General features: G+C 39.9%; 23 protein-coding genes. 3 read left to right on the forward strand and 20 right to left on the reverse strand.

From position 1 onward, the window contains the following. Window positions 1-15 precede the first annotated feature (15 nt). From ftsH to pth, 7 genes are all read right to left on the reverse strand, one after another. Window positions 16-2,253, reverse strand: coding sequence for an ATP-dependent zinc metalloprotease FtsH (ftsH, locus tag J3U73_RS05225; RefSeq protein ID WP_267392332.1), 2,238 nt, complete (start codon window positions 2,251-2,253; stop codon window positions 16-18). Between the two features lie 86 nt (window positions 2,254-2,339). After that, on the reverse strand, window positions 2,340-3,599 hold the full coding sequence (gene tilS / locus J3U73_RS05230) for a tRNA lysidine(34) synthetase TilS (protein ID WP_267409779.1): 1,260 nt from the start codon (window positions 3,597-3,599) through the stop codon (window positions 2,340-2,342). Next, window positions 3,589-3,954 carry a S1 RNA-binding domain-containing protein gene (locus tag J3U73_RS05235; protein WP_267409780.1) on the reverse strand — a complete coding sequence of 122 codons (366 nt, stop codon included), beginning with the start codon at window positions 3,952-3,954 and terminating at the stop codon, window positions 3,589-3,591. The genes tilS and J3U73_RS05235 overlap by 11 nt, the downstream gene beginning before the upstream one ends. After that, window positions 3,954-4,331, reverse strand: a complete 378-nt coding sequence (locus tag J3U73_RS05240) for an FtsB family cell division protein (protein ID WP_103752349.1) — start codon at window positions 4,329-4,331, stop codon at window positions 3,954-3,956. The genes J3U73_RS05235 and J3U73_RS05240 overlap by 1 nt, the downstream gene beginning before the upstream one ends. Before the next feature lie 76 nt (window positions 4,332-4,407). Continuing rightward, window positions 4,408-4,650: an RNA-binding S4 domain-containing protein gene (locus J3U73_RS05245; RefSeq protein ID WP_103752348.1), complete on the reverse strand. Its 243-nt coding sequence runs from the start codon at window positions 4,648-4,650 to the stop codon at window positions 4,408-4,410. Window positions 4,651-4,664: 14 nt separating this feature from the next. Continuing rightward, window positions 4,665-8,156 carry a transcription-repair coupling factor gene (mfd, locus tag J3U73_RS05250; protein WP_267409781.1) on the reverse strand — a complete coding sequence of 1,164 codons (3,492 nt, stop codon included), beginning with the start codon at window positions 8,154-8,156 and terminating at the stop codon, window positions 4,665-4,667. 3 nt (window positions 8,157-8,159) lie between these two features. Continuing rightward, window positions 8,160-8,726, reverse strand: coding sequence for an aminoacyl-tRNA hydrolase (gene pth / locus J3U73_RS05255; protein WP_103752346.1), 567 nt, complete (start codon window positions 8,724-8,726; stop codon window positions 8,160-8,162). Window positions 8,727-8,951: 225 nt separating this feature from the next. Between pth and cbpA the strand changes: the two genes are divergently transcribed. Beyond that, window positions 8,952-9,659, forward strand: coding sequence for a cyclic di-AMP binding protein CbpA (cbpA, locus tag J3U73_RS05260; protein ID WP_103752345.1), 708 nt, complete (start codon window positions 8,952-8,954; stop codon window positions 9,657-9,659). A 271-nt stretch (window positions 9,660-9,930) separates the two neighbouring features. Here the strand turns inward: cbpA and alr are convergent, their stop codons facing one another. From alr to rbsK, 11 genes are all read right to left on the reverse strand, one after another. Next, window positions 9,931-11,061: an alanine racemase gene (alr, locus tag J3U73_RS05265; protein ID WP_267409782.1), complete on the reverse strand. Its 1,131-nt coding sequence runs from the start codon at window positions 11,059-11,061 to the stop codon at window positions 9,931-9,933. Window positions 11,062-11,063: 2 nt separating this feature from the next. After that, window positions 11,064-11,417 (reverse strand): holo-ACP synthase, encoded by a 354-nt coding sequence (acpS, locus tag J3U73_RS05270; protein ID WP_220268398.1) that lies wholly within the window; start codon window positions 11,415-11,417, stop codon window positions 11,064-11,066. Between the two features lie 78 nt (window positions 11,418-11,495). Continuing rightward, window positions 11,496-13,001 carry a DEAD/DEAH box helicase gene (locus tag J3U73_RS05275; RefSeq protein ID WP_267409783.1) on the reverse strand — a complete coding sequence of 502 codons (1,506 nt, stop codon included), beginning with the start codon at window positions 12,999-13,001 and terminating at the stop codon, window positions 11,496-11,498. A gap of 10 nt (window positions 13,002-13,011) precedes the next feature. Beyond that, complete coding sequence (locus J3U73_RS05280; RefSeq protein ID WP_103752341.1) at window positions 13,012-14,379, reverse strand: UDP-N-acetylmuramoyl-tripeptide--D-alanyl-D-alanine ligase; 1,368 nt, start codon at window positions 14,377-14,379, stop codon at window positions 13,012-13,014. A gap of 133 nt (window positions 14,380-14,512) precedes the next feature. Further along, the gene (locus J3U73_RS05285) at window positions 14,513-14,758 is read right to left on the reverse strand and encodes a type B 50S ribosomal protein L31 (RefSeq protein ID WP_103752340.1); all 246 of its coding nucleotides are present in this window, start codon (window positions 14,756-14,758) and stop codon (window positions 14,513-14,515) included. 114 nt (window positions 14,759-14,872) lie between these two features. After that, on the reverse strand, window positions 14,873-15,715 hold the full coding sequence (locus tag J3U73_RS05290; RefSeq protein ID WP_220234759.1) for a transporter substrate-binding domain-containing protein: 843 nt from the start codon (window positions 15,713-15,715) through the stop codon (window positions 14,873-14,875). A gap of 9 nt (window positions 15,716-15,724) precedes the next feature. Then, on the reverse strand, window positions 15,725-16,465 hold the full coding sequence (locus tag J3U73_RS05295; protein ID WP_103752338.1) for an amino acid ABC transporter ATP-binding protein: 741 nt from the start codon (window positions 16,463-16,465) through the stop codon (window positions 15,725-15,727). Between the two features lie 9 nt (window positions 16,466-16,474). Further along, window positions 16,475-17,149 (reverse strand): amino acid ABC transporter permease, encoded by a 675-nt coding sequence (locus J3U73_RS05300; protein ID WP_220232244.1) that lies wholly within the window; start codon window positions 17,147-17,149, stop codon window positions 16,475-16,477. Then, window positions 17,130-17,789 (reverse strand): amino acid ABC transporter permease, encoded by a 660-nt coding sequence (locus tag J3U73_RS05305; RefSeq protein ID WP_220232245.1) that lies wholly within the window; start codon window positions 17,787-17,789, stop codon window positions 17,130-17,132. Before J3U73_RS05305 ends, J3U73_RS05300 begins: the two co-directional genes overlap by 20 nt. 390 nt (window positions 17,790-18,179) lie before the next feature. Continuing rightward, window positions 18,180-19,088, reverse strand: a complete 909-nt coding sequence (locus tag J3U73_RS05310) for an L-lactate dehydrogenase (RefSeq protein ID WP_220268402.1) — start codon at window positions 19,086-19,088, stop codon at window positions 18,180-18,182. Between the two features lie 154 nt (window positions 19,089-19,242). Continuing rightward, window positions 19,243-20,157, reverse strand: a complete 915-nt coding sequence (gene rbsK / locus J3U73_RS05315) for a ribokinase (RefSeq protein WP_267409784.1) — start codon at window positions 20,155-20,157, stop codon at window positions 19,243-19,245. Window positions 20,158-20,367: 210 nt separating this feature from the next. Here rbsK and J3U73_RS05320 point away from each other — a divergent pair, with 210 nt between their 5' ends. Then, a complete protein-coding gene (locus tag J3U73_RS05320; RefSeq protein ID WP_267409785.1) occupies window positions 20,368-21,681 on the forward strand; it encodes an APC family permease in 1,314 nt (437 codons plus the stop codon). Window positions 21,682-21,715: 34 nt separating this feature from the next. Here the strand turns inward: J3U73_RS05320 and J3U73_RS05325 are convergent, their stop codons facing one another. After that, on the reverse strand, window positions 21,716-22,630 hold the full coding sequence (locus tag J3U73_RS05325; RefSeq protein WP_220220084.1) for a LysR family transcriptional regulator: 915 nt from the start codon (window positions 22,628-22,630) through the stop codon (window positions 21,716-21,718). A 102-nt stretch (window positions 22,631-22,732) separates the two neighbouring features. Here J3U73_RS05325 and J3U73_RS05330 point away from each other — a divergent pair, with 102 nt between their 5' ends. Then, entirely contained in the window at window positions 22,733-24,187 is a 1,455-nt protein-coding gene (locus tag J3U73_RS05330; protein WP_267409786.1) for an FAD-dependent oxidoreductase, read from the forward strand. Window positions 24,188-24,315: 128 nt separating this feature from the next. Here J3U73_RS05330 and J3U73_RS05335 read toward each other — a convergent pair whose 3' ends face one another. Further along, the gene (locus J3U73_RS05335; protein WP_267409787.1) at window positions 24,316-25,731 is read right to left on the reverse strand and encodes a 6-phospho-beta-glucosidase; all 1,416 of its coding nucleotides are present in this window, start codon (window positions 25,729-25,731) and stop codon (window positions 24,316-24,318) included. Between the last annotated feature and the right edge of the window lie 6 nt (window positions 25,732-25,737).

The raw sequence follows: 25,737 nt of genomic DNA on the forward strand, positions 1-25,737 counted from the left end.
AGGCCCTATTAATTATTAATTTTGTGAATGATCATCAGAGTGATCGTCATCACTTAAATTAGAATCTTTGTTTTGTCCAGACTCAGCATTATCTGCTTTTTCTGAACCATTTTCCTCAGGAAATTCAAGCTTTTCTGGATTCTCAGGATTTCTTTCTTCTGCTTCTTTATTCTTTTCTAAAGGAGTTTCGGATTTTTCCTCTTCAGAAATTTGCTCTTGTTTTTGCTCACTTGGTGGCAATGAATCTGCACCATCTGCCTTATGATTTTCTTTCTTTTCAGCAGCAGCTTTTGCTTCTTCATAAGTTGACGCTTTAGACTCACTTGGATATTCTTCAACCGTCTTTTCAGGCATTTTTCCAGTAGTGTAGAGTGACATAATCTGCTTTTCGTCCAAAGTTTCATACTTCAGCAAGGCTTCTGCAATGATGCGGTGTTTTTCACGGTTATTCTTAACAATTTCAACCGCTTGTTCATGAGCTTCGTCAAGAATCTTCTTCACTGCTTCATCAATCTTAGCAGAAGTTGCTTCACTATATGGTTTAAAGCCGTATGGATTAGTTTCGCCCTCTTTTTCGAGCTCAACCATTCCTAAAGAATCGGTCATACCGTAATTAACAACCATGCTGTGAGCAATTTGCGTTGCCTGCTCGAAGTCGTTTGAGGCACCAGTTGATTGGTCACCAACAACAACTTCTTCACCTGCACGACCACCCATTAAACCGACAATTTGTTCCATTAATTGTTTCTTAGTCAACAGGAACTGGTCATCTTTTGGCAACATCAGGTTGTACCCGCCAGTCCGTCCGTGAGGTACGATAGTAACTTTACGAACTGTCCGTGAATCGCTTAAGACCAGCCCACAAATGGAGTGACCGGCTTCGTGAAAGGCAACTCGCTGACGCTCTTTCTTAGAAATCATGCTATTACGCTTAGCTGGACCGGCAATGACACGATCTTCTGCTTCATCTAAATCACTTGCAGTAATTTCATTGCCATTGCGCCGAGCAGCAAGCAATGCAGCTTCATTCAACAGGTTAGCCAAATCGGCACCAACAAAACCTGGTGTTTGGCGCGCAATTTCCTTTAAATCAACGTCGTCAGCTAACGGCATGTTCTTAGCGTGAACCCGTAAAATAGCTTCACGTCCGCGAACATCCGGAGTACCAACCAAGACTTTCCGGTCAAAACGACCAGGACGAAGCAAAGCTGGATCCAATACATCGGACCGGTTAGTTGCGGCAATAACAATAACACCTTCATTGCCCTCGAAACCATCCATTTCAACTAACAACTGGTTTAAGGTCTGTTCACGTTCATCGTTACCACCACCGCTGGCATTGCTACCACGACGACGACCGATTGCATCAATTTCATCGATAAAGATAATACTTGGTGCATTTTTCTTAGCATTGGTAAATAAATCACGTACACGACTGGCACCAACACCGACAAACATTTCTACAAAGTCTGAACCAGAAATTGAGAAAAATGGTACATTGGCTTCACCAGCAACTGCCCGCGCAAGTAAGGTCTTACCAGTACCCGGAGGACCCTCAAGCAAAACACCAGACGGAATTTTAGCACCAAGCTTGGTGAATTTGGCTGGATTCTTAAGGAACTCAACCACTTCAACCAATTCTTGCTTTTCTTCTTCTTCACCTGCAACATCAGAGAAACGAACTTTATTTTTCTTCGGATCTTCTGGCTTAACGTGTGAGCGACCAAAATTCATGATACCGCCGTTACCACCACGGCCACCGCCACTGCTTTGACTAATCATCATCCAAAGCATCACGATGAACAAAATGGTTGGCACAAGCATCACAATCGTGGAAATCCAATTGCCAGACTGTGATTCGCCCTGAGTGGTCATCTTCGTACCACTCTTTTCAGCTAAGTTTTGAACATTCGAAACACTTGAATCATTTTGCAACATCGTTGTCGAAAAACGCGTTACTTTAGAACCAGAATTACCATTGAAGAAGTCAAAACTATTTTTTGACTGTCCCTTGGTACCCTGAGCAGTCTTGTAACTGCCTGATACAGTGTAAACACCATTGGAAGGCTGAACGTTAAAGTTTTTAACTTTTCCGTCATTTAAATCCTTCACAAATTCCGAGTAGCTAATGTTTTCACTACCACCGGAATTATCAGTTCCACCAAGTGCCCAGTTGATTCCCCCCAATAATAACAGGAAAACAACAATATAGAACAAGCCGTTTGAAAACAGCCGATTCCGGTTATTTTTCATAAAAAACCTCCGCAAAGTTCCTAAGGATATACGAATAAAAGTTTAACACAAATTTCAGTGATGCTCTAATATTTTAAAATATCTTATTAAATATTGTCATATAAATAATATTGCTGCAATTCAGTTCGCTTATTTTGCTTAACATACGTTTTTTCAACAAAAACGGGCACCTCATCTGCCAACACTGCCAAGCAGTATGGGCGTAAAACATTGGGGATTCCCTTAGCAGCAAATTTTTTCTTGCTTTTAACGTGCTGCCCTGATATTAACTCCAGCCGCGTGCCGGGAGTTAGTGAACCAACGACTAGAGCTGCACTAGCTGGAGCATAAAACCGTCCAACTAGCTTGCCAGAAGTACACGGCCTGGTTGTAATTAAGCAGTGGCGATTATTAAAACCGAACTTTTGCCCTACACTAACATGATGCAGTTTTTCTTGCGGTGGCAAATTATTTTGGTAAAGATAAAAATAGGCTTGGTAAGTAATTAAGTTAAACTCGCCTAAATGCTCATTGACGCGAATATGAAATTTTTGCCAAATAAAATACTGCCAGTAAAAAAGCTGTTGCTTTTTAGATAAAGATGCAAGATGCGAAGTTTTGATGCGGTAAGCAATTCCTAAAAAATTCTCTGGCTGTCCGAGCTGGCTAAATTCTAACTCAACCAATGAATCTACCAAATTAAGCTGGTTAGTAAAGCGCAGAGCATTCTGACCAATTTGATGATTTTCTTGTTTTAATAATGGAACAAGGTGATGGCGCAGACGGTTGCGCAAAACGTCGTCTTCATTGTTGGTCTCATCAATCACATACGGAATCTGCTTTTCCTGATCATATTTCAGCAGCGTTTCTTTTTCTAAAGACAAAAACGGACGCAAGAGCGTCCTGTCTTTCATTTTAGTTACGGCCTGTAAGCTATTCATTTCACTAGGATTTCCCGAACGAATAAACTTCAATAAAATATTTTCTAAAAGATCGTCACAATGATGTGCAGTCAAGAGATAATCGGCATTGTTTTCTTGCATCACTTGCACTAAAAAGTGGTACCGATATTCGCGGGCGGCAGCTTCAACTCCTTTTTGGGGATGTAAAGCAGTCGGCCACAACCCATTAACCACCTTAATTGGCTTATCACGGCAATAAGCTGCAATTACTTCACCTTCACGAGCCGAATCAGCACGTAATTGGTGATCTAAGTGGGCCGCAATGATGGCTAAATGATACTGCGACTGAAGTTCCTCCAGCATATCTAGCAGTGCCATCGAATCGGGGCCGCCACTAGTAGCAACTACGAGCGTCTTATTCTCAAGGGGCAACCTATGACGCTTAAAAAAATCATCAACTAGCATAATCGGTCAATTCTTGCTGTAATTTGTTAATTTCCTTTTCGGCATCAGCAACTGTCTTAGCTAAAACGGTTAAGAAGTCTTCTTTTTTGGTGGTTGAAAATTCATTAGTATGGTCAATTAAACTAGGATCATTAATCCGCGTTTTTGATAACCCTATTTTACCTTTGAAGTTATTAATTACGACTACTCTAATCGTCTCTCCGACCTGATAGTGGCGCTTTTCATGCAGCCAGTTATCGCCAAAATCATTATGGTGAATAAGGCCCGAAGCATTTTGCGGTAGCGATACGAAGATGCCTAAATCGGTAATGTTGTTAATTTTACCAGTAACGCGCTGTCCTACTTGGTATTTCATTAATTGTTATCTTTGTCCTCAGGTAAATTATAAACTGTTTCATTTGGTTTAGAATACAAGAACTTGAAGCGAACAAGTTTGGCCACGTAGTCAGGATCCTTCAAGTCATCGCGTTTAGCCAATAAAATCTTTTTCTGATTATTAATCTGCTTTAACGATTTCTTAGACGTTTGCACTTGCTCATTAATGCGGTTAGTTTGCGCATGCGTAACCGCTAGTTGAATGCCTAAAAAGGCAAACAAAACTAAAAAAGCCGCAATAATCCTGTTGCGTCGAACACGATGTACTTCTTTTTCCCGTTTTTCCTGCTTTTTTCTCAAGCGTGCAACTCGCTCTTCTGGACTAAGCGAATTGTAAATACGTGGTCCTTTCATAATTTTTTCCTTCTATTACTAAAATTACTAATTTCATTATAGCAAGACCACTTATAAAAGTCATTAAATAACAAAGTAATTAATCAACTAATTCGTATAGTTCACTTGCTTCTGCTTTTTTGGTTGTTTCCTTAATGTCACAGACCTTGGCTTTTACTTCTTTAGCGCCATAGCCGACTTCAATAACATCACCGATCTTGACATCGTAACTCGACTTAACGACCTTATCATTAACTTTGATTCGACCCTGATCGGCCATTTCCTTAGCTACAGGACGTCTTTTGACCAAACGGGAAACTTTTAAAAATTTATCTATTCTCATTTTTTTACCTCAAATTATCTTTGAATAATATCATTAGCGCCGGCCATAAATGTTGTTAATTCATTAAAAAGCTGTCTGCTCTGAATTTTAGCTGGCAATTCCAATAAAACAATTAACCGTTTTTGTGGCGATAGGTTAATTCTAGCCTTTAAACTCACATGTTCCAAGGCTTTAAAAATATTCGGTCCTTCCAGCTCTCGGCTTGCCTCGTTATCAAATTCAACTTTGACTTGATTATTGCTTTTAGTAATAGTTAAAGCCTGTGCCAGATCCGCCTCAGTCTTCAATTTCGAAATTGCGAGGAGATTTTCAACCGGCTCCGGATAATCACCAAAGCGATCAATTAACTCATCCTGAATTTGTGCAATTTCATCAACATCAGCCGCCTTAATTTTCTTGTAGAACTCGATCTTTTCTTCCTGGTCAGCGATATAACTTTCCGGAATATATGCTTCCAAGCCCAGATCAATTTCTGCGTTACTCTTTTTAAGCTTTTTCTTGCCCTTACGCGTTTTAATGGCATCTGCCAGCATCTGTGAATACAAATCATACCCAACACTATCAATAAAGCCGTGCTGTTGGGCGCCCAGCATATTGCCTGCTCCACGAATTGACAAATCACGCATCGCAATTTTGAAACCCGAACCAAGCTCGGTAAAATCACGAATAGCATCAAGCCGCTTTTCACCTATTTCCGTGAGCACCTTGTTAGGCTGATACAAGAAATAAGCATAGGCTAGCCGTGCGCTCCGGCCAATGCGGCCACGCAACTGGTATAGCTGACTTAACCCATAATGGTCGGCGTCTTCAATAATCATTGTATTAACGTTGGGCATGTCGATGCCTGTTTCAATAATTGTGGTGGTCACCAAAATATCAAATTCACGATTCAAGAAACGGTACAGAATATCTTCCATCTGGTTCTTGCTCATGCGTCCATGGACACTCACAATCCTAGCCGTTGGCATCAAATCTTCTAAATGATTAACAACTTCATCAATATCATCAATGCGATTGTGTAAGTAAAAGACTTGGCCACCGCGCTGCATTTCGCGCAAGCAGGCATCCTTAATGACGCTAGGAATTTGTTCCATCACATAAGTTTGAATCGGATAACGGTTAGATGGCGGTGTCTCCATAACAGATAAATCACGCACTCCCACCATTGACATGTGAAGCGTTCGCGGAATTGGCGTTGCCGTCAAAGTTAAGACATCGATATTGGCCTTTAATTCCTTTAGCCGCTCTTTATGTTTAACGCCAAAGCGCTGCTCTTCATCAACGATTAGCAATCCGAGATCTTTAAACTGGACATCTTTTGATAATAACCTGTGCGTTCCAACAACCAAGTCAATTTTGCCATCCTTTAACCCCGTTGTGATTTTTTTAGCTTCAGCTGGAGTTTGAAAGCGAGATAAAACAGCGTAATTGACCGGAAAGTTTTTAAACCGATCTTGGATTGTTTCATAGTGTTGTTGGGCCAAAATGGTAGTTGGTACCAAAAAAGCTACCTGTTTATTGTCCTGAATAGCCTTAAAAGCCGCGCGCAATGCCACCTCGGTTTTACCAAAGCCAACATCCCCCACCAATAGGCGGTCCATCGGCTTATCTTGCTCCATATCATGCTTGATTTCTTTCAGTGAACGCAATTGGTCAGGTGTTTCTACGTACGGAAAGGCATCCTCAAATTCGCGTTGCAAACTATCATCGGGAGAATATGCAAAGCCCTTTTCAGATTCACGCTTGGCGTATAAATCAATCAAATCATCCGCAATGTCTTCCACCTTCGATTGAACCTTGCGTTTGGTTTTAGCCCATTCAGTTCCGCCTAGCTTGTTAACATGTGGCGTCTTACCTTCCGAAGCAACATATTTCTGAACTAATTTCAGTTGATCCGCTGGCACAAATAGCTGATCGCCGTGCTGATAAGTGATTGTAATATAATCACGTTTAACCCCATTATTTTCTAGGGTCTTAATTCCTTCAAAGCGTCCAATCCCATGATTGACGTGAACAACATAATCGCCCGGCTTAAGCTCCGTATAATTGCGCAAACGCTGGGCATTTTCCAGTGTTTTAATTCGGCGATTGTGATGGGTCGTTTTATTAAACAGTTCATGTTCTGTTAGATAAACTAAATTATTATTTGGCAACGTAAAGCCGCTGGTGAATGAACCCACAATAATTTGTGTTTGCTGCTCAGAAATATCTGCCACATTAACCACCGGAATATCCATCCCAAATTCGGCCATCGTCTGACTAATCTGCCGTGCCCGTTTAGGATTATCTGCTTGTAAGACAACCGTTTGGCCGTTTCTTTGGTACGATTCAATTTCAGTTTTGATTAGCGGCATTTGACTGAAAAACTGTTGCGGCTCACGTGTCTGCCAATCAAATAACTGTCCAAGTCTTACGCGGCCGATGCTACGCTGAAAGAGTGAAAAATAAATGTGGTGATGCTGATCCTTGGACCAAATGCGGTGAAAGTCAGCCCGTAACTGCTGCCCTGGCAACATTGCACCCGTTTTTAATTCATCATCAATAAAGCCGGCATTTTGTTGGTCAACTGTCTTTACCGCCTGATCAATTAACGGCCAATCGTCAAGTAAAATTAGTCCATCCGAATCTAAATAGTCCAGTAAGCTACTTGGTTTTGCTAGTAAAAAATCAACTAAAAAAGCATAATTTTGCGGTAAAGTCCCACCATTTAATTCATCCAGAATTTGGGTAAAGTGGTCTTTGACGGCCTCTTTTGGAGCGGGAGCATCGCCCATTGCCTTCGTAATCATTTTTGCCGCACGACTAAAGTCAGCAGCTGTAAATACACGGTCTTGCGCTGCCCCAATCGTAACTTCTTCTACCTGCTTTTGACTGCGCTGACTTGCTAGGTCAAATTTCTTAATCGTATCGATTTCGTCACCAAAGAACTCGATTCTGATCGGATTTTCGCGATCAAGCGGGTAAATATCAAGGATATCTCCTCTTAGAGCAAATTCACCCGGCCGCGCAACCAAGTTTTCCCGCCGATAACCTGCTTGAATTAACCAGTTAGTTAGTTCAGATAATTCAAACTCTTTACCCGGGGTAAAGGCTCTTCTAGTAGCTTGATATTGTTCAGGCTGTGAAAGTTGATACTGCATTCCTTGCGGCGTCGTTACCACAATTCCCATTTGTTTGCTTAACAAAAAGTTCAGCGTTTGGATTCTGCTGCTCAATTCATCAGGAGAACTAACAGCGGTTTGCGTAGCAATTGTTGCATCAAGTGGAAAAATTTGAACAGTATTATCCGGCATAACCGCATTTAATTCACTATACAGTTTCTGAGCTTTATTTTCGTTTTCCTCAATTAATATTAAAGGCTGCTTGAGTGTCGTTACAATCTGACATAAGAGCAGACTAAAAGCACCGGCATTAGCGCCCGTGATTAGTGAATTTTTAACTTGTACCGCTTTGGCAATAAACGCGGTTAAATCCTGATCTTTTTCGATTAAGTCTGTCAAACGCATGATTTAGTTATACTTATTCATCAAAAACTGACTGCTTTTACCAGCAATAAAATCGGCAATGACCTCACTGCTAGTTTCAAAAGCAGCATCCATTAAGTCTTTTTGCTCAGCATTAAACGGGGACAAGACCCACGAAATAACACTGGCTTCAGTAACATTATCTGGGTGCCGAATTCCAATTTTCAAGCGGTTGAAATTACTGGAACCTAGATCACGGATAATGCTCTTAATACCATTATGACCGCCTGATTTACCATTTGCACGAATGCGGATTTTGCCCAATGGCATATCCATATCATCATGAATAATCAAGATATCTTGTGGCTCAACCTTGAAAAAACGGGCAAACTGAGCGACTGACCGTCCAGAATCATTCATATAAGTTTGTGGTTCAAGCAGGATAATATCTTCACCATTAATTTTTTGTTTTGTATATTTACCCTCGAACTTTTCCCGTTCAAGTTCAAGCGCATTTTTCCGTAAATAATGGTCAACTGCCATAAAACCAGTATTATGCTTTGTACCATCATATTTTCTGCCTGGATTACCCAGGCCAGCAATTATTTTCATCAAATTACCCCTTACTTTTAGTCGCACTTAATAATAGCACATCCTGCCAAAAGCAAATTGCCCAAGACTATTACACTTTGATTTCAGTCGGTAAAAAAGCTTTTTAATTTGGCAAGCTCGTGCTAAACTCTATTTGTTCAATAAAATTATTCTAATTTTTATTTAATAAAAACCATTTGAGTGATGGTTGACTAATCAGATTATTTTTAAAATGGAGGCAGTTTCATGCTGATTAAATCTTTAGTTATCAAAAAAGATTATCTAACTACAGTTAACGAACACGCAACACTTGAAGAAGCACTTAAAATTTTAGAAGACTCTGGCTATCGGTGTGTGCCTATCTTAGATGATACTGGGACGATTTTCCGCGGAAACATTTATAAGATGCACATCTACCGCCATAAATCTCAGGGTAAAGACATGAGTTTGCCGGTTACCTATCTGCTCAAAAACGCCACCAAAACAATTAAAGTTAATTCACCATTTTTTAAAGTTTTCTTCACAATTAAGGATTTACCATACATTTCGGTTTTAGACGAAGAAAATAAATTTTATGGTATTTTAACGCACTCCCGCTTGCTTGATATGTTATCCGATGCTTGGAACATCAAGACTGGATCATATGTTTTGACGGTTTTAACCGATAATTCTCGGGGTAATCTAGTTAAAATGGCAAAAGCAATTAGTAAATATTCGGAAATTGCTGGTGTAATGAGTCTCGATGCCTCCTCGGCCGAGGTTAATGACAATTTTGTTCGGCGAATTCTCTTTACTTTGCCAGCCGGAGTAACAGAAGACACGATGAAATTGATCGTGAAGCGCTTGGAAGCAAAGAGCTACGTAGTAGCAGAAATTGAAGATTTGCAGGCAGGGATGACGATTATGAGTGATGAAAATCCTGGCGTATTTATGAGTAAGCCAATTGATGATTAATTATCAATAATTGTAACTAGCAAAACTTTGTTAGATTAACTATTTTCTAATAGCAAAAAGGCGGCTAACCTCTCTTAGTTTGAGAAATTAGTCGCTTTTTGTATGCTTTTAACTTTTAAAGGACACAGATTTAGATGGCAGATGGCTACCCTTACTATTTTCTTCAAGTAAATAAGTTAATACATCATGACTAAATTGTACCTCTAAGTCTTTGACTGATATTTATTTAATCATTTAAGCTAGAAATACTAAATAAAAATATCTAGCCAATTTATCCTTCACGGTAGATGCGTGGCAAGCGGTCGTCTAGTAAGCAAGCCACTTCGTAATGAATTGAATCAACATAGTCCGCCGCAGCCTTAATATTATTCGGAGCAGTAGGATCATTTGAAATCAAAATCACTTTAGTTTTGGTCGGCATCTCATACGGTAAACGTACCATCAGCTGATCCATGCAAATCCGCCCTACAATTGGACAATATTCGTCTCCGACCTGGATTTTAAAGCCTTGAAATTTGCGGATAAACCCATCTGCATAACCTAGTGGAATTGTACCGATAATTTGGTCACAATCAGCAATATAAGTTGAACCATAACCAACACCTTGCCCCTTGTGAATGGTGTGAACCTGAACTAGTTCACTCTCCAAAGATAATGCTGGCTTTAGTCTAATTTGTGCTGGTAAATCCGGAGTACTTGGATTTGAGGATGGGTTAAGGCCATAAAGCCCGATACCAAACCGAACTAAATCACTGTGCACCTTTTTACCATAGATACTGGCTGCCGTGTTATCCACATGAATCCATTTAGGTTTTACTTTCAGTAAACTCTTAAGATGCCTGAACCGTTCTACCTGGGTTTTAAAGTAGGTATCATCACTGCTATCCGCGGAAGCAAAGTGCGTGAACAAACCTTCTACTTCGAAGTGCGGGTTATCAAGCAAAAAGTCATTAGCTTGGAGAAATTCCTCATCCTCGCTAAAACCAATCCGCCCCATTCCTGAATCAACCGCCAGATGAATTTTCAATTGCAAACCGGTATTGTTAAGCTCTTGGTCTGCTGTATTTAGCCATTCAAAGTCAGGCACGGTCAGTGATATATCATTTTTGGCCGCCAAGGTGACGTATTCTTCAGGGGTAACTCCCAGGACCAAAATTGGCTGGGTAATTCCCGCTCGGCGAAGTTCAAGGGCCTCATCTAAAATTGCTACGCAAAAACCGCTGACACCATTTTTAGCGGCTAATTGAGCAACTTTAACGGCACCATGACCATACGCATTAGCCTTAATTACGGCAAATAATTTTTGCCCAGGCTCAAGGTGGTTTAACTCTTGCTCAATATTTTGCTTAATTGCACTTAAATCGACATAAACAGCTGCCGGACGATGTATTCCAGGAACCATATTCACTTCTCCAATACAACTAAAGTTATTATTTCATGATTATCATGAGTGATACTCGAAAAAATTTGACCATCGAATTTTGGCGAAGTTGTCACCGGGTGCCCGTTTTCATCCCATAGGGTTTCAACATCCATTAAACCGATTTTTTCCCCTAAGCCAGTACCCATTGCCTTTGAAAAAGACTCTTTCAGTGAAAAACGGCCGCCTAAATATTCAACTTTTCGTTTACCAACCATTTTTTGATACTGTGCGAATTCTTTCGGGGTTAAAGCTTTTTTGGCAAAACCATCACCCTTAGCGACAATCTTGGCTACTCGTTCAACTTCAACTGCATCAATGCCCACGCCAAAAATCATTTTTTCTTACCTCACTTGAGAAAATTATAATACAAAAAAAGAGCTGCACATGACCACAACTCTTTTTTAGTAAAATTATTAATCTTTTTTGTTCTTAATTACGAAATTATGGCTGCCACCGGAACGGTTCGAGCGACCACCACGGTAGTTGCCACGACCACCATGACCGCGGTCACCACCACGATAGCCGCCGCGGCCACCGCCATTACGACCGCGACTATAATGGCCACGACCACGGCCGCCGCCACGACGACCGCCCCCCTTATAAGGTAACGGCTTTTCTGAACTAATCTTAACCTCAACGTTTGATGAGTCCTTAGATAAGTTCTTCAAGAATGCAGAAACAAGATCAATTGCAGAATAGTTTTCTAACAACTCACTAGCATCGTCGGTATACTTGGTCAGGTCTTCCTTCATCAGGTCTTCAATCTTGGATTTGGCAACCTTTAATTGGCCACGGAAAGCTTGGTCATCTGATGGTGGACGAAGAGGTGTCATCTTTTTCTTAGTAAGTTGTTCAATTGTCCGCATGTAGCCAATTTCATTTGGCGTAACAAAAGTAATTGAACTACCGTTTTGACCGGCACGACCAGTACGGCCAATGCGGTGAACATATGAATCTGGATCTTGAGGAATATCATAGTTGTACACATGGGTAACACCTGAAATATCAAGTCCACGTGCTGCAACATCGGTAGCAACTAAGATATCTAATTTACCAGAACGGAACCGTTTCAAAACGCTAATTCGGCGAGCCTGGGATAAGTCGCCGTGAATTCCGGCAGCGTTATACCCACGAGCTTGCAGTCCACGCGTTACTTCATCAACGCGGCGTTTAGTTCTAACAAAGATAACCGCTAAATCTGGACTTTCAACATCAATTAAACGACACATAATATCAAATTTTTCTGAGTCCTTTGACCGGACAAAGTATTGATCAATTAAGTCAGCCGTCAATTCCTTAGTCTTAATCCGCACGATTTCAGGGTCATGCATGAATTTTTCGCTGATATTTAGAATTGGTTTTGGCATTGTCGCACTGAAGAGCAATGTTTGCTTACGGTTTTTGACATAGCCCAAAATACTTTCAATATCTTGAATAAAGCCCATGTCAAGCATTTCATCAGCTTCATCCAAAACAATTGTGTTGACGTTTTCCAAATTAATGGTCTTGCGTTTTAAATGATCAAGCAAACGTCCAGGGGTACCAACTAAAATAGCTGGAACATGGTTTTTAAGTGACCGAATTTGGCGGCCAATATCAGCACCACCGTATACTACTTGAACGCGCGCTTTTTCATCACGGCCTAAGCGGAAAAGTTCTTCTTGTGTTTGAATAGCAAGTTCACGCGTTGGTTCAATGATTAACGCCTGAATTGCCTTATTGTGTTTGTCTAAGTTTTGTAAAATTGGCAAAGCGAAGGCAGCTGTCTTACCAGTACCTGTTTGAGCTTGGCCAATCACGTCCTTGCCTGCTAAAGCAAGAGGAATTGTTTGTTCTTGGATTGGTGTTGCTTCTTCAAAGCCTGAGCGTTTAATTGCTTTTAGAAGCTCATCATTTAATCCTAATTCCGAAAATTTCACTAAGTTCTCCTTATCTAAGCCGCTCCACTACTTTTTCGAGGTGCATACCATGTGATCCTTTCAGGACAACAATGTCGTGCGGCTTAATATCATTTTTCAGATCAGCTATCATTGGCTGCATCTGATCTTTTTTATAATAATGTAGATTTTCTGGCTCGTAACTTTCTTTTAGAGCATCAGCTAAATTTTTCATTTCTGAGCCATATAAATATACTTCGTTAATCACTTGCGGATCAAGGCAATCTGCAAGACCAGCATGAAGCTCAGCTGATCTGTCACCTAATTCGAGCATGTCACCCAAGACAGCAATGCGCCGGCTACCTTCAGGAACCTGGATCTGACCAAAGCTGCTTAAAACGGCACGGACAGCTGTCGGATTTGAGTTATAGACATCACTCATAATGTCCTCACCCACATCACCTTTTTCCCATTCCATCCGGTTGGCAGTTGGGGTAAAGCTAGCTAAAGCAGTAGCAATTTCTTCGTCGCTTTCACCAAAATGGCGACCAACGCAAAGAGCAGACAGGGCGTTTGAAACATTATGCTTACCAATCATTGGAATAGTAAACTTACAGTCTGATTGGTTAATCGTGAATGTGGCGTGGTGTTTATAACTTCTAAAACCCGTTGCATACACTGTATCATTTTTACCAAAACCAAAAGTAACTTTTGACTGGTCAATCTTTTCAGCTCGCTCACGTAAAAGCGGCTCGTCACCATTGTAAATAAGTTCGCCATCCTCACGCAGGAAATCGGTAATTTCCATCTTCGCATCAGCAATTTTTTCACGTGAACCTAAAAATTCAATGTGAGCCTCACCAATCATGGTAATTACCGTAACATCCGGATGAGTCAATTCACTAAGTTGGTGCAACTGCCCCGCATGGTCCATTCCCATTTCCAAAACCAAAATTTCAGTATTTGGCTTCATATCCAAAATGGTCATTGGGACGCCAATTTCATTGTTAAAATTAGCATCTGTCTTATGCACATTAAATCTTTTGGCCAAAACCGCCGCAGTCATATCCTTAGTAGTGGTTTTACCGTTTGAACCAGTAATGCCGACTACGGTCGGATTAACCTTATTTAGGTAATACTGCGCCAATTTTTGCATACTTGTTAATGGATCATCAACTTCTAAGACGGCAATATCTGTGGGCTTATTAGGGTGACCTTTTTGCCACAAAGTAGCACTAGCCCCATTATTAATTGCGCTGCTTACAAAGTCATGTCCATCCCGATCACTGACTAACGGGACAAATAATCCGCCCTCAGCGATTTTTCTTGAGTCAAAGGCAACGGAAGTAATAACAGTTTGGTCGTTGCCCTCACAATTCGCGTTGATTGCTTTAGCAATTTCTGCCAGTTGCATTTTCATCTAATTTTCTCCTAGCTAAAAAGAAATTCCGCTAAAATCAATATTACACTATTAGTTATAGTTAGCAGCGTAATATTAACGTTTTACGTAAAAAAGCAGCCCCAATGGGACTGCTTCCACCAGATCAAAGATATTACTTCTTCATACCATACTTCTTGTTGAACTTCTCGATTCGACCATCTGCTTGAGCAAACTTTTGCTTGCCAGTGTAGAATGGGTGAGAATCTGAAGTAATTTCAACCCGAATTAATGGGTAAGTTTTACCTTCGTAATCTACTGTTTCTTTTGACTTTAAGGTTGAACCAGCAACAAACTTAGCACCTGTTGCGGAATCCATAAAGACAACTTGTTGGTAATCTGGGTGAATGCCTTGTTTCATGTTTATTACTCCTTTGCCATGACTTTATTGCAAGTCATAGATTAATCGATTAACGTCTAATACAATAACATTTTCCAAAATATATTTCAAGACTTAATTATTATACCAGCATCTTTAATCTAAAACAATGTCACTCGGCTTAACTTCCTTACCAAAATATGGTTTTAGTTCCTTATTATAGTCATCGGTAAAGAACTTCTGGTTGGTCAACTTGGTAATTTCTTTATTGGTCCAATCTAAAAGAGAGTTATTGCCTTTTTTCACGGCTGGCGAAATATACTGGTTTGGCCCAATATTTTTAATTCCAACCGTATAAGTTGGATTACGCTTTACCCAGGCATAAAGATACGAGTTGTCATCGGCTAAAGCCGCCGCACGCTTATTTTTCAGGGCATTAAACTGTTGCGTTTTGGAATCAAACTTCAGCAAATTGACGCCGCCTCTTGCCGTGAAATAGTTTTCCGCGGTTGTCCCTTTATTAACAATGATCGACTTTCCCTTCAAAGCCGCCTCACTTTTAAGTGGCGCACTTTTAGGTGAAATGACTCCGACCGAAACTTTCATGTAAGGTCTGGCAAAATCAACCACTTGTTTTCGCTCAGGCGTAACCGTGAAATTGGCAAGAACAATATCGGCCTTATTTGAATTTAACGTATCAACCCGGTTATTGGCATTGACCTGGGTAAACTTTACCTTTACGCCAAGATCCTTAGCCATTTTTCTAGCTAAGCGCAAGTCATACCCCCTGCGAAAGCCGTGGTCGTCGACCCAACCATAAGGGGGCAAGTCACCAAACACTGCCACACGCAAAACGCCCCGTTTTTTGATTGCGCTAACGCTGCTATCGCTGCCACCCGTACTTTCATTTAAAGAGGATTTAAACCCAAAAAAGCTAATAATTAAAACTACGGCAACAACAATTATACTAATTACCTTATTTTTTGTTTTAACTTTCATGCTTGCTCCTTAAAAATCCATGCTAGCCAAAAAGGCACGCGCACGTGCTGTTTGCGGTTGTGCGAAAAAGTCCTTTCCCGGAGTATTTTCTAAAATCTGTCCGTTTTCTAAAAATAAGACTTGATCAGCAATTTGCCGGGCAAAGTTCATTTCGTGCGTCACAATAATCATTGTCTTGTGCTCTTCTTTGGCCAAGTTTGTCATGATTTGTAACACACCCCGCACCTTCTCTGGATCTAGTGAAGCTGTCACTTCATCAAATAGCATCACTTCTGGGTGCATAGCTAATGCCCGTACGATCGCAATTCGCTGTTTTTGTCCACCTGACAGTTCCCGTGGATATGAATCCACATAGCCAGTTAAACCTACTCTAGCTAATAGTTTTTCCGCCTCTTTTTTGACTTCTTCTTCAGGCCGTTTTTGCACTTTTGTCGGTGCCAGTAAAATGTTTTCCATTACTGTTAGATTAGGAAAAAGGTCATAGCTTTGAAAGACCATGCCAATCTTCTGCCGCAATTTTTGCCAATTTTTGGCCGATGGCGTGACTTTTTGGTTTTTAAAATAAATTGCCCCATCATTGTATTCTTCAAGACCATTCAAGCACCTGATCAAAGTACTTTTCCCTGAGCCAGATGGGCCAAGCAAGGTTAGTACTTCCCCTTCATGGAGAGTAAAGTTGATATCATGCAAGACATGCCGATCTCCGTAATACTTATTTAAATTTTCAACGCGCAAAATTTCTTTTGTCATTTAATCCACCTATTTCTGTTTTGCAGCTAACTTTTTTGACCAAAGCGATAATGGATAATCGATTACAAAATACAGGACGAAAATCAGTCCGTAAATCCAAAAGACTGCTGTCGGATATTTTTGGTTATTGGCTTCAATTATTTGTTGTCCGACCGCAATGACATCCATAATACTGATCATCATCAATAAAGAGGTCGTCTTGATAACCCTGGTTGCCAAGTTGATCGTAGCTGGCAGTTCGAGTTTCATTGCCTGCGGTAATAAAACATATCGAAAAAGTTGCGTCGGACTAAGTCCCAGCGCAAGTCCCGATTCTTTTTGGACAAGCGGAACAGATTCAAGTGCTCCGCGAACAATATCACTAAATTCTGCGGCGACCCACAGTGCAAAAGCCAGAATTGCCATCCAGCTGGCTGGCCAATCGATATGAAAACTACGCGGCAAGATATAATAGAACAAATATAGCAAAACAATTGTTGGTACAATTCTGAAAAATTCTAAATAAAGTCGCAAAATAAACCGAATAATTTTGTTTGGCATTGTACGTAAAATACCAAATAAAGTGCCCAAAATAAGACCAACCGCAAGGCTGACTACCGAAATCCAGACAGATGTCCATAAACCATCGAGGATTCTGGCAAAATTGTTGCCGGTAAAAATGACATCAATCGCCGAATGTGCCATAGCGCACTCTCCTTTCTAGGTAGTTCAGGATTAGGATTACCGGAATTAAAATAATTGCGTAGGCAATTACCAGCATTAACAAATATTCATTGGAACGATAATACATTCCAATTAAATCAAGTGCCGTATTGGTTAATTCCGGAATTGCAATCACTGAGAAAATCGAAGTTTCTTTAATTAGAAAAATGATATTAGCAGTTAAAGATGGCATGCTTAAGGCAAAACCTTGTGGAAAAACCACATAACGGGCTAACTGAAGATTATTCATCCCGAGTGCCTTGCCATCATCAATTTGGGTCGCACTAACGCCAGTGAACCCACCGGTAAATCCTTCCGCCATATAAGCTCCACCAAGAAAAATCAGGCCAATGATGCCACAAGTCATCGCTGACATTTTTAACCCAATTACTGGAAAAGCATAATACAAGAAAAATAGTTGAATTAATAACGGCGTGTTTCGCGCTAACTCAACATAAGCCGCCAATAGTTGGCTTAAGACCGGCACTTTAAAGTACTGCACTAAACTGCTAATCACACCAACGATAATTGCCCCTAAGATTCCAATTAAGGAAAGCCAGAGGGTCAGTTCAAAGGCTTTTAAAAAAATTGGCAAACTTTGAGTAATGATCTGCCAGCTCATTTTCTCTCCCCCACTCCAAAAGAAAAAGACCCAATCATCGCGAGGATTCATGGGTCTTACCTAACAAATAAAAACAATAATCCGCAAATTACACTAGAACTGCAGATTGCTAATTAAACCGTTTTTAAGCGACACACAAATTTCCCCACCGGCTAAATACAAATGAGTTAGACAAACAGACATTTTTGCATTGTACAGTGTTTAAAATTTGAGCCATAATCGCACTTCCTTCAAGTAAAACAGTTGATAAAGTTAATGCTATTCTTATACTTACTTTTTGTCAATGAAATTGCTTTGTGCGACTCTTCCTAGGAATTCAAGCAATTAGGGCAATAAAAAAGCGTCCATTTTAAAGGACGCTTTACCCAGTAATACTAATTACAATTTAAACTAGGCTTGAGATTTTTCTTTGATTGTTTCAGCGGATTTTTGCAAAAGACTTTCTTCGTCTGGCGTTAAGTTTAATTCAACGCGAGCAACAATACCGCACCGCCCAACAATTGCTGGGTATGACATGTAAGTGCCATATTTTTCTTGATAACTTGAAACTGGCAATTCAGTCCGTGAATCAGTCAGAATTGCCCGAGCAATTCTAACAACAGCTGCAGAAACGCCATAATTAGTGTAGTGCTTACCCATGAAGACGGTTTGACCACCACGGACAATCTCATCTTCTAAATCTGTTAGTTCCCAAGAAGCGGACTTAGCAAGTTCAGAAATAGGCTTTTCTAATACCTTAACCGTTGACCAAGCAGTGAACTGTGAATTACCGTGTTCACCCAAGGCAAAACCGCTAACTGAACGGGGATCAACATCAAATTTATGAGCAACCACTTTTTTCATTCTCGCAGTATCGAGCAGTGTACCCGTTCCGATAACCCGCTCTTTTGGTAAGCCCGTTAATTGTTGATAAAGGTTGGTAATAGCATCAACTGGATTAGAAATAACCAATAAAATACCGTTAAAGCCACTTTTTTTAATTGATTCAGTGATTGGCTGCAATTGCTTCTTATTGTATTCAAGCTCTTGGAAACGATCGCCCTTTGACTCAAGAGAAATCTTACCCAATGTACTGATCACAATTTCCGCATCTTTAAGTGCACTGTAATCATTAACCGTAATATTGACGTGGTTGGGTAAATTAGCCATTGCATCCTCAAAGTCGACAGCATCAGCGTTAACCTTGCCCTTATTAAGATCAATCATTACCAAGTCATCAACTAATCCTGAAACAATTAATTCATGTGCAACGGTGCAGCCAACGTGCCCATCGCCAATAATACCAATTTTAGTAGTCATAATAGATGTCCTTTCTGTGCTAATTGGACAGCTTAAATTCATGCTGCACCAATAAGTTCATCTTAATTATAATTTTTACCACGTGTAAGTTAAACTATTTTTTACTAATATCTAACGATTATGCTAGTCAAAAGACCCGTAAACTACGAAAAATCTAGTCAACTTGTTCTATTTCTTTTTTATAGGGAATCGATGGCTGAGCACCATAACGCTGTACGGTTAACGATGACGCCTTATTGGCAAAAATAATTGCCTCTTTTAAATTAGAAAAATCAGGCTTAAGGATGCTAGTCATTGCACCGATAAAAGTATCACCAGCAGCTGTAGTATCAACGGCTTTTACCTTAAACGCTGGCACCAACCCACTTTGACCATTGTAATCATAAAAGGCACCCTTAGAGCCAATGGTGATAATCACCGCTTCGACGCCAAGAGCATGCAACTTCGCTGCTGCTTTTTTAGCACTTTCTTCATCACGTACTTGAACACCGGTAATTGTAGCCGCCTCAGTTTCATTTGGTGCGATAAGATTAGTCTGCTTTAACAAAGCAGAAGGAATTTCGGTCATCGCTGGCGCCGGATTCAAAATAGTTTTTATTCCTTCTGCGTGTGCAATTTCAAAGCCCTTAATTGTGGCTTCAACCGGCGTCTCAAATTGGGCAATCACATAATCGCTTTGGCCCAATAAGTCACGCTTTTCAGCTACATCATCAGCATTAAAGCCAGAGTTAGCTCCAGAATAAATTGTGATTGAGTTTTGCCCAGCATCATCAACGGTGATGAATGCCTGGCCCGTTGATTCATTGTTAATCACTTTTACACCAGAAGTATCGATTCCTTCTTGCTTTAAAAGCCCTAGCATTTCTTTTCCGGGTGCATCATTTCCAACCGCGCCGATAAAGTTAACTTCGCAGCCTGAGCGAGCAGCAGCAACGGCCTGATTTGCACCCTTGCCACCAGCAGCAGAATAATGCTCTTTTGCATGAATCGTTTCGCCTGGTTTAACCATTTGCTTAACGCGCAAATTGGTATCTAGATTAATACTACCAATAACAGTAATCTTAGTCATTTTCTCTCCTTATTACCAAAGGCAACCTTGCCAAATAGCTCTCTAAAAGAATAATAGCACACTTGAAATTGCTTTCAAATTAATGATTTAAGTATTATTATATTTAATCTTAAAAATAAATTGAAAAAAAATGTAAGCAAACTTTTTATTTTGGACAGCATAGCCTATAATTACAATTAATTATTGTAATTTTTAAATAGGGTAATTATTATGAAAAGACAACTCAACTTTTTCGCTGCTTTGGCAACAGTCATGGGAACCATGATTGGGGGCGGTGCTTTTTTCAAAATTGCAAATATCTCATCGCTAACACACAATGCCTGGCTCAGTATTTTAGTTTGGCCACTTGCTGGTTTTATCACATTAATGGCCGGCCTCAGTATTGCAGAACTTGCTTCCGTTTATCCTGAAGATGGTGGTCCAGTGAAATATCTCGAAAAGATTTACGGTCCGCAAGTTTCTTTTTTATTTGGCTGGTCCCTAATTATCATTTATTATCCAGCCAACATTGCTGCCCTCTCAATTGTCTTTGCAACGCAACTAAAAGAAATTCCACAATTTAAAAATTGTTCGACAACACTTATTGCTTTGCTTGTCATGTTAACAGTGCTAGTAATCAACTGGTTAGGCTCCAAGTTAAGTTCACAGGTGCAAAAAATAGCTTTGGTAATTAAACTGTTACCAATTATTGCTATTATCGTTTTCGCGCTTTTTTATCAAGGTCCTAATCAACTAGCAGGTGCGCCTAGCCCTCATTTGACTACCGCCAGTAGCACGGCAGCTTTTGGTCAAGCCTTGCTAGCAGTTCTTTTTGCCTATGATGGCTGGCTTAGTATAGGTAACCTTGCAAGTGAAATCAAGAATCCCGCTAAGACCTTAGCCCAGGCCATCATTTGGGGTTTGTTTGGTGTAACCATTTTTTATACTTTACTAAATTGGAGTTATGTCAAAGTTATTCCGTGGAATCAAGTAGTCGGCAATCAAAGTACTGCCTTGTTAACGGCCCAAAAGTTATTCGGCCACCTAGGTGGAACCATTATCGCTGCCGGAATTTTAGTATCGGTTTTTGGTGCCATTAACGGCCACCTCTTATTAGGCTCCAGAATGCCCTATGTTTTAGGTAAAGAAAAGAAACTGCCAGCCTCAAACTATTTTGGCAAATTAAATAATCAAACAATCGTTCCAACTAACAGCATGTTATTTGAATGCATCATCGCAACCATTATGATTTTTTCAGGGACCTTTGATTCACTAACTGACATGCTAGTTTACGTTTCGTGGATCTTTTCAATTCTCTTGTTTACTGGCGTCTTTGCTTTGCGCAAAAAACATCCAGATTTAGAAAGGCCATATAAAATCCCCTGGTACCCGCTACCACCGATTTTGGCAATCTGCGGTGCATTGTTTGTTGTTATTACCACAACTTTGACACAGCCAATTTTAGCAATCATTGGCATTTTATTAACGCTGAGTGGCTGGCCCGTTTACCTTTATGTCCAAAAAAAGAATAAACAACTAGAATAAAAAAGCTTTGTCCAAAAGTGGGCAAAGCTTATTTTTATATCCTGAACTGCTTTAACGATTGCACAAAACTTTTAAGTGCACGAGAGCGATTATTTTTTAAGTAAATTAATTGCATCGCATACTCTTGATTTTGTTGTTGTGAACGAAACTGCCGGTACACAATTTCCGAGTTAGGCTGCATGATGTAATCAATTAGTCCTCGGGGAATATAAGAAATCCCCTGGTTTAACGCAGTGTTTGTTAGTAGCTGCTCAATTGAAGAGACACGTTCAATTTGATAATTATGCTCATTTTTATTTAAAGTAGCAGCAAATGTCTTGCGCATAAAATCAGAGTTTTCACTACTGTAATAAAAAAGCGTCGCCCCGTCTAAATCATTTTCATCAATATATTTTTTCTGACTTAACTTATTCTGTTTACTGATTCCTAACACCATTTCGTTAGAATACACCGAAACATATTCATACAATTCTGCCTGTGGAATATCATAACTACCATAATGGTTAATGTATGCACAATCGAGCTTGTTTAATACCAAATCCGCCAGGCAGTGCTCAACGCTTTCTTCCATCGTAAAAAAGGAAATCTTCGGCGACAATTGCAATTTCCGATAATTAATAATCTCTTTTTCCATAATGTATGCGTCAAAAATCGAAAAGTAGCCAATTGATAGCGTCTGTTCCGTTGACTTAGAGATATGCTTTAATTCAGAAACCGTTAGATCAAAATTATTTAAATACTCTTGTGCTCGCCCAGCAAAATATTTACCAGCTGGTGTAAGACTGATGCGATTATTAGTACGGTTAAAGAGTTTTACGCCAATTTCATTTTCTAATCGTGAAATTTGGCGCGAAACTGCCCTTTGCGTTACATAACGCTGCTCAGCAACTCGACCAAAACTACCTTGTTGAGCAACCGCTAAAAATACTTTTATTTGTTCACTATCCATTTGTTTTACCCGTACTTTAATGTCCTAGTCTCGACTGAAATAACTATAACATACTGACGCTGTAAGCGGTTATAATTTTTGGTGAGAAAAGGAGATTTTGATATGGAAATCAAAAATGATTATGATGTTATAGTTGTTGGTGGCGGTGCTGCTGGCTTTACAGCCGCTTATCAGGCAAGTCACCGGGGATTGTCAGTTTTAGTAGTTGAAAAAGGGCACAATACTGGCGGCAGTGGTGAATACATTGAAGGCGCATTTGCAGTAGATTCATATTTGCAAAAAGAGCATCATGTTAAGCTGACTAAAGAAGATGTCCTTAATGAGGAATTAAATTATTCTCATTATCGTGCAGATACAAAAGTCTGGCAGGAATACATTGCTGCTTCGGCAGATATCATTAAATGGTTAAAAGATCTTGGCGTAGAATATCTTGATGTTGCTCCTTTAGGCAGCGGCTATCGCACATGGCATTTATTCAAAGGATTAGGCAAGGCTGTTATCCACAACGTTTTAGAACCGAAAGCAAAAGAGCAAGGAACCGATGTAGTTACCTCAACTACTGTAACCAAAGTTAATTTAGATCAAGATGGTCAAGTTACCAGCGTAGTTTTAGAAGATCTCGCTACTCATAGTCAAAAGACCGTTGCCACTAAGGCAGTAGTTTTAGCAACCGGTGGCTATTTAAACAATCAAGAATTAATTAAAAACGAAACCCATTATGACCCGGACCAATTAATCCCTGTTAATTCTGAAAAGAATACGGGAGATGGTTTAAAACTTGCTTGGGCTGCTGGTGCACAAAAATATGCGATGGGAACTGCCATGCTCTTTGGAGGTTACCTCAAAGACCACACCAAGCCAGGTTACGTTTACCGTTATTCCGAATTAAACGGAGCAGCAGACCAGCAATCTCTTCTTTGGGTCAACGAAAACGGCGAGCGGTTTGTTAACGAAGAGGTTGTCGATAACTTTGCCCTAGCTGGCAATGCCCTCTTTACTCAGGGTAAGGTCTTTACCATTTTGGATCAAAGTACGATTGATTATTTGAATGACGAACACATTTATAAGCCAATGGGTACTTGGGATTACCACGATACTCGTTTACCGCACCTCAAGGAAGAAATTCAGCAAGCCTTTGCCGAGAATGCACCTTACCTGACTAAGGCAAATTCAGTTCATGAACTGGCCCAAAAGATCGGGTTGGTCGATTTAGAAAAGACCGTTACGCGGTATAATCAACTTGCTCATGATGGTCATGATTTAGACTTTGGTAAAAAAGCGGACTTCATGATTCCCGTCGAAAATGGACCATTTTATGCAATTGAGTTGGGAATCGGCGCCTTTTGTACAATGGGTGGTCTCAAAACTGATACTGAGCACAAGGTATTGGATAAAGATGGTAAACCAATTACAGGATTATACGCTGCGGGTAACGATGCAGCGGGAATGTTAATTGGTGATACATATGGTCCAAATATGCCAGGAACTGAAGCTGGCTTTGTATTCTATTCCGGCAAACATGTCGCTAACGTAATTTACGATCAAATTAAGGGTTAAATAAAGATATTAGATTAATGCTAAGAAATTAGTTTTTCTGCTAAAAAAATATGTAAAAAAGAAGCTTACGTCACTATAGAATCACAGCGTGAAGCTTCTTTTTTGTTTAAGCTCATTTTTAATTAAGACTAACGTTCCTCTGCCAGCCAAGTTTTAAACCAGTAATATGAATCTTTTTTAAACCTCTTACCTGAGCCTTGGCCTCTATCATTATAATCGACATATATAAAGCCATACCGTTTGCGCATTTCGCCGGTAGATGCACTAATTGCATCAATTCCACTCCATGCCATGTAGCCCAATAGGTCTACACCATCCTTTCTTGCTTCTTGCAGCGCGTTTAAGTGATTCTTTAAATAATTAATACGATAAGAATCATGAATTTTTCGGTCACTAGTTAAAGTATCAACTGCGCCTAAACCATTTTCGACCACCATCATCGGTATTTGGTAGCGATCATATAAATTATTTAGCGTAATCCGAAAACCTAGTGGGTCAATTTGCCATCCCCACTCAGAGGTATCTAAATATGGATTTTTGACAGACTCAAATGCGTTACCATCAGTAACATTTTTTTGTACCTGTGGATCTGTTGTAGTGCAGCGACTTGAATAATATGACAAAGAGACGAAATCAACAGTATTTTTTAGTATTTCTTCATCTTGGGGCAGGATATCTAGCTTAATATTTTTTTGTTTAAATAGTTCATTAGCATATGAGGGATAATATCCACGTACTTGAATATCAGAAAAGAAATATTGTTCGCGATTCTTCTGCAAAGCTGCAAAAACATCCTGTGGGTTACAAGAATAAGGATAAACTTCACCAGCAGCAAGCATACAGCCTATTTTATTTTTAGAATCAATTTGATGAGCTAACTTAGTTGCAGCACTGGAAGCCACTAGTTGATAATGCGCTGCCTGATACATTTTTTGCTCTCTATTCTCGCTGGTCTTAAAACAAAGCCCCCCACCCACAAACGGTAATTGCAAAATCATGTTTATCTCATTAAAAGTAATCCAATAATGAACTTTTCCTTGAAAAGTCCTAAAAAGCGCTTTGCATAGCCTTAAATATGCTTCAATCAGTTTTCTATTAAACCAGCCACCGTATTTTTTTATTAGTTCAACTGGAGTATCAAAATGACTGATAGTCACAATTGGCTCAAGATGGTTTTTAAGACATTCATCAATGACTTTAACGTAAAAGTCAAGCCCCTCTTGGTTGGGCTCGTTTTCCTCTCCTGTAGGAAAAATTCGTGACCACATAATGGATAAACGGAAAGAATTAATGCCTAATCCAGCTAAAAGTTCAATATCTTCCTTATATGTATGAAAAAAATCAATTGCATTATGTGCGGGATAATATTTTTTATTAGCATCATAATTAGCTAAAGCAAAACTACCATCTTTAACACATTTAAATCGTTCGTTTTTGTTTACCGGTAAAAGATCTGCCATGCTTAAACCTTTACCGTCTGCCATATAGGCGCCTTCGATTTGACTAGCAGATGTTCCTACACCATATAAAAAATCATTCTTCATTATTTC

The organism is Lactobacillus sp. B4005 (genome assembly GCF_026536045.1).
GTDB lineage: Bacteria > Bacillota > Bacilli > Lactobacillales > Lactobacillaceae > Lactobacillus > Lactobacillus panisapium.

Bases quoted from the DNA above. Each gene is read 5' to 3' on its own strand.
- ftsH (WP_267392332.1), bottom strand. From the start codon at position 2,253: ATGAAAAATAACCGGAATCGGCTGTTTTCAAACGGCTTGTTCTATATT.
- tilS (WP_267409779.1), bottom strand. From the start codon at position 3,599: ATGCTAGTTGATGATTTTTTTAAGCGTCATAGGTTGCCCCTTGAGAAT.
- J3U73_RS05235 (WP_267409780.1), bottom strand. From the start codon at position 3,954: ATGAAATACCAAGTAGGACAGCGCGTTACTGGTAAAATTAACAACATT.
- J3U73_RS05245 (WP_103752348.1), bottom strand. From the start codon at position 4,650: ATGAGAATAGATAAATTTTTAAAAGTTTCCCGTTTGGTCAAAAGACGT.
- mfd (WP_267409781.1), bottom strand. From the start codon at position 8,156: ATGCGTTTGACAGACTTAATCGAAAAAGATCAGGATTTAACCGCGTTT.
- pth (WP_103752346.1), bottom strand. From the start codon at position 8,726: ATGAAAATAATTGCTGGCCTGGGTAATCCAGGCAGAAAATATGATGGT.
- cbpA (WP_103752345.1), top strand. From the start codon at position 8,952: ATGCTGATTAAATCTTTAGTTATCAAAAAAGATTATCTAACTACAGTT.
- alr (WP_267409782.1), bottom strand. From the start codon at position 11,061: ATGGTTCCTGGAATACATCGTCCGGCAGCTGTTTATGTCGATTTAAGT.
- acpS (WP_220268398.1), bottom strand. From the start codon at position 11,417: ATGATTTTTGGCGTGGGCATTGATGCAGTTGAAGTTGAACGAGTAGCC.
- J3U73_RS05280 (WP_103752341.1), bottom strand. From the start codon at position 14,379: ATGAAAATGCAACTGGCAGAAATTGCTAAAGCAATCAACGCGAATTGT.
- J3U73_RS05285 (WP_103752340.1), bottom strand. From the start codon at position 14,758: ATGAAACAAGGCATTCACCCAGATTACCAACAAGTTGTCTTTATGGAT.
- J3U73_RS05290 (WP_220234759.1), bottom strand. From the start codon at position 15,715: ATGAAAGTTAAAACAAAAAATAAGGTAATTAGTATAATTGTTGTTGCC.
- J3U73_RS05295 (WP_103752338.1), bottom strand. From the start codon at position 16,465: ATGACAAAAGAAATTTTGCGCGTTGAAAATTTAAATAAGTATTACGGA.
- J3U73_RS05300 (WP_220232244.1), bottom strand. From the start codon at position 17,149: ATGGCACATTCGGCGATTGATGTCATTTTTACCGGCAACAATTTTGCC.
- J3U73_RS05305 (WP_220232245.1), bottom strand. From the start codon at position 17,789: ATGAGCTGGCAGATCATTACTCAAAGTTTGCCAATTTTTTTAAAAGCC.
- J3U73_RS05310 (WP_220268402.1), bottom strand. From the start codon at position 19,088: ATGACTACTAAAATTGGTATTATTGGCGATGGGCACGTTGGCTGCACC.
- rbsK (WP_267409784.1), bottom strand. From the start codon at position 20,157: ATGACTAAGATTACTGTTATTGGTAGTATTAATCTAGATACCAATTTG.
- J3U73_RS05320 (WP_267409785.1), top strand. From the start codon at position 20,368: ATGAAAAGACAACTCAACTTTTTCGCTGCTTTGGCAACAGTCATGGGA.
- J3U73_RS05325 (WP_220220084.1), bottom strand. From the start codon at position 22,630: ATGGATAGTGAACAAATAAAAGTATTTTTAGCGGTTGCTCAACAAGGT.
- J3U73_RS05330 (WP_267409786.1), top strand. From the start codon at position 22,733: ATGGAAATCAAAAATGATTATGATGTTATAGTTGTTGGTGGCGGTGCT.
- J3U73_RS05335 (WP_267409787.1), bottom strand. From the start codon at position 25,731: ATGAAGAATGATTTTTTATATGGTGTAGGAACATCTGCTAGTCAAATC.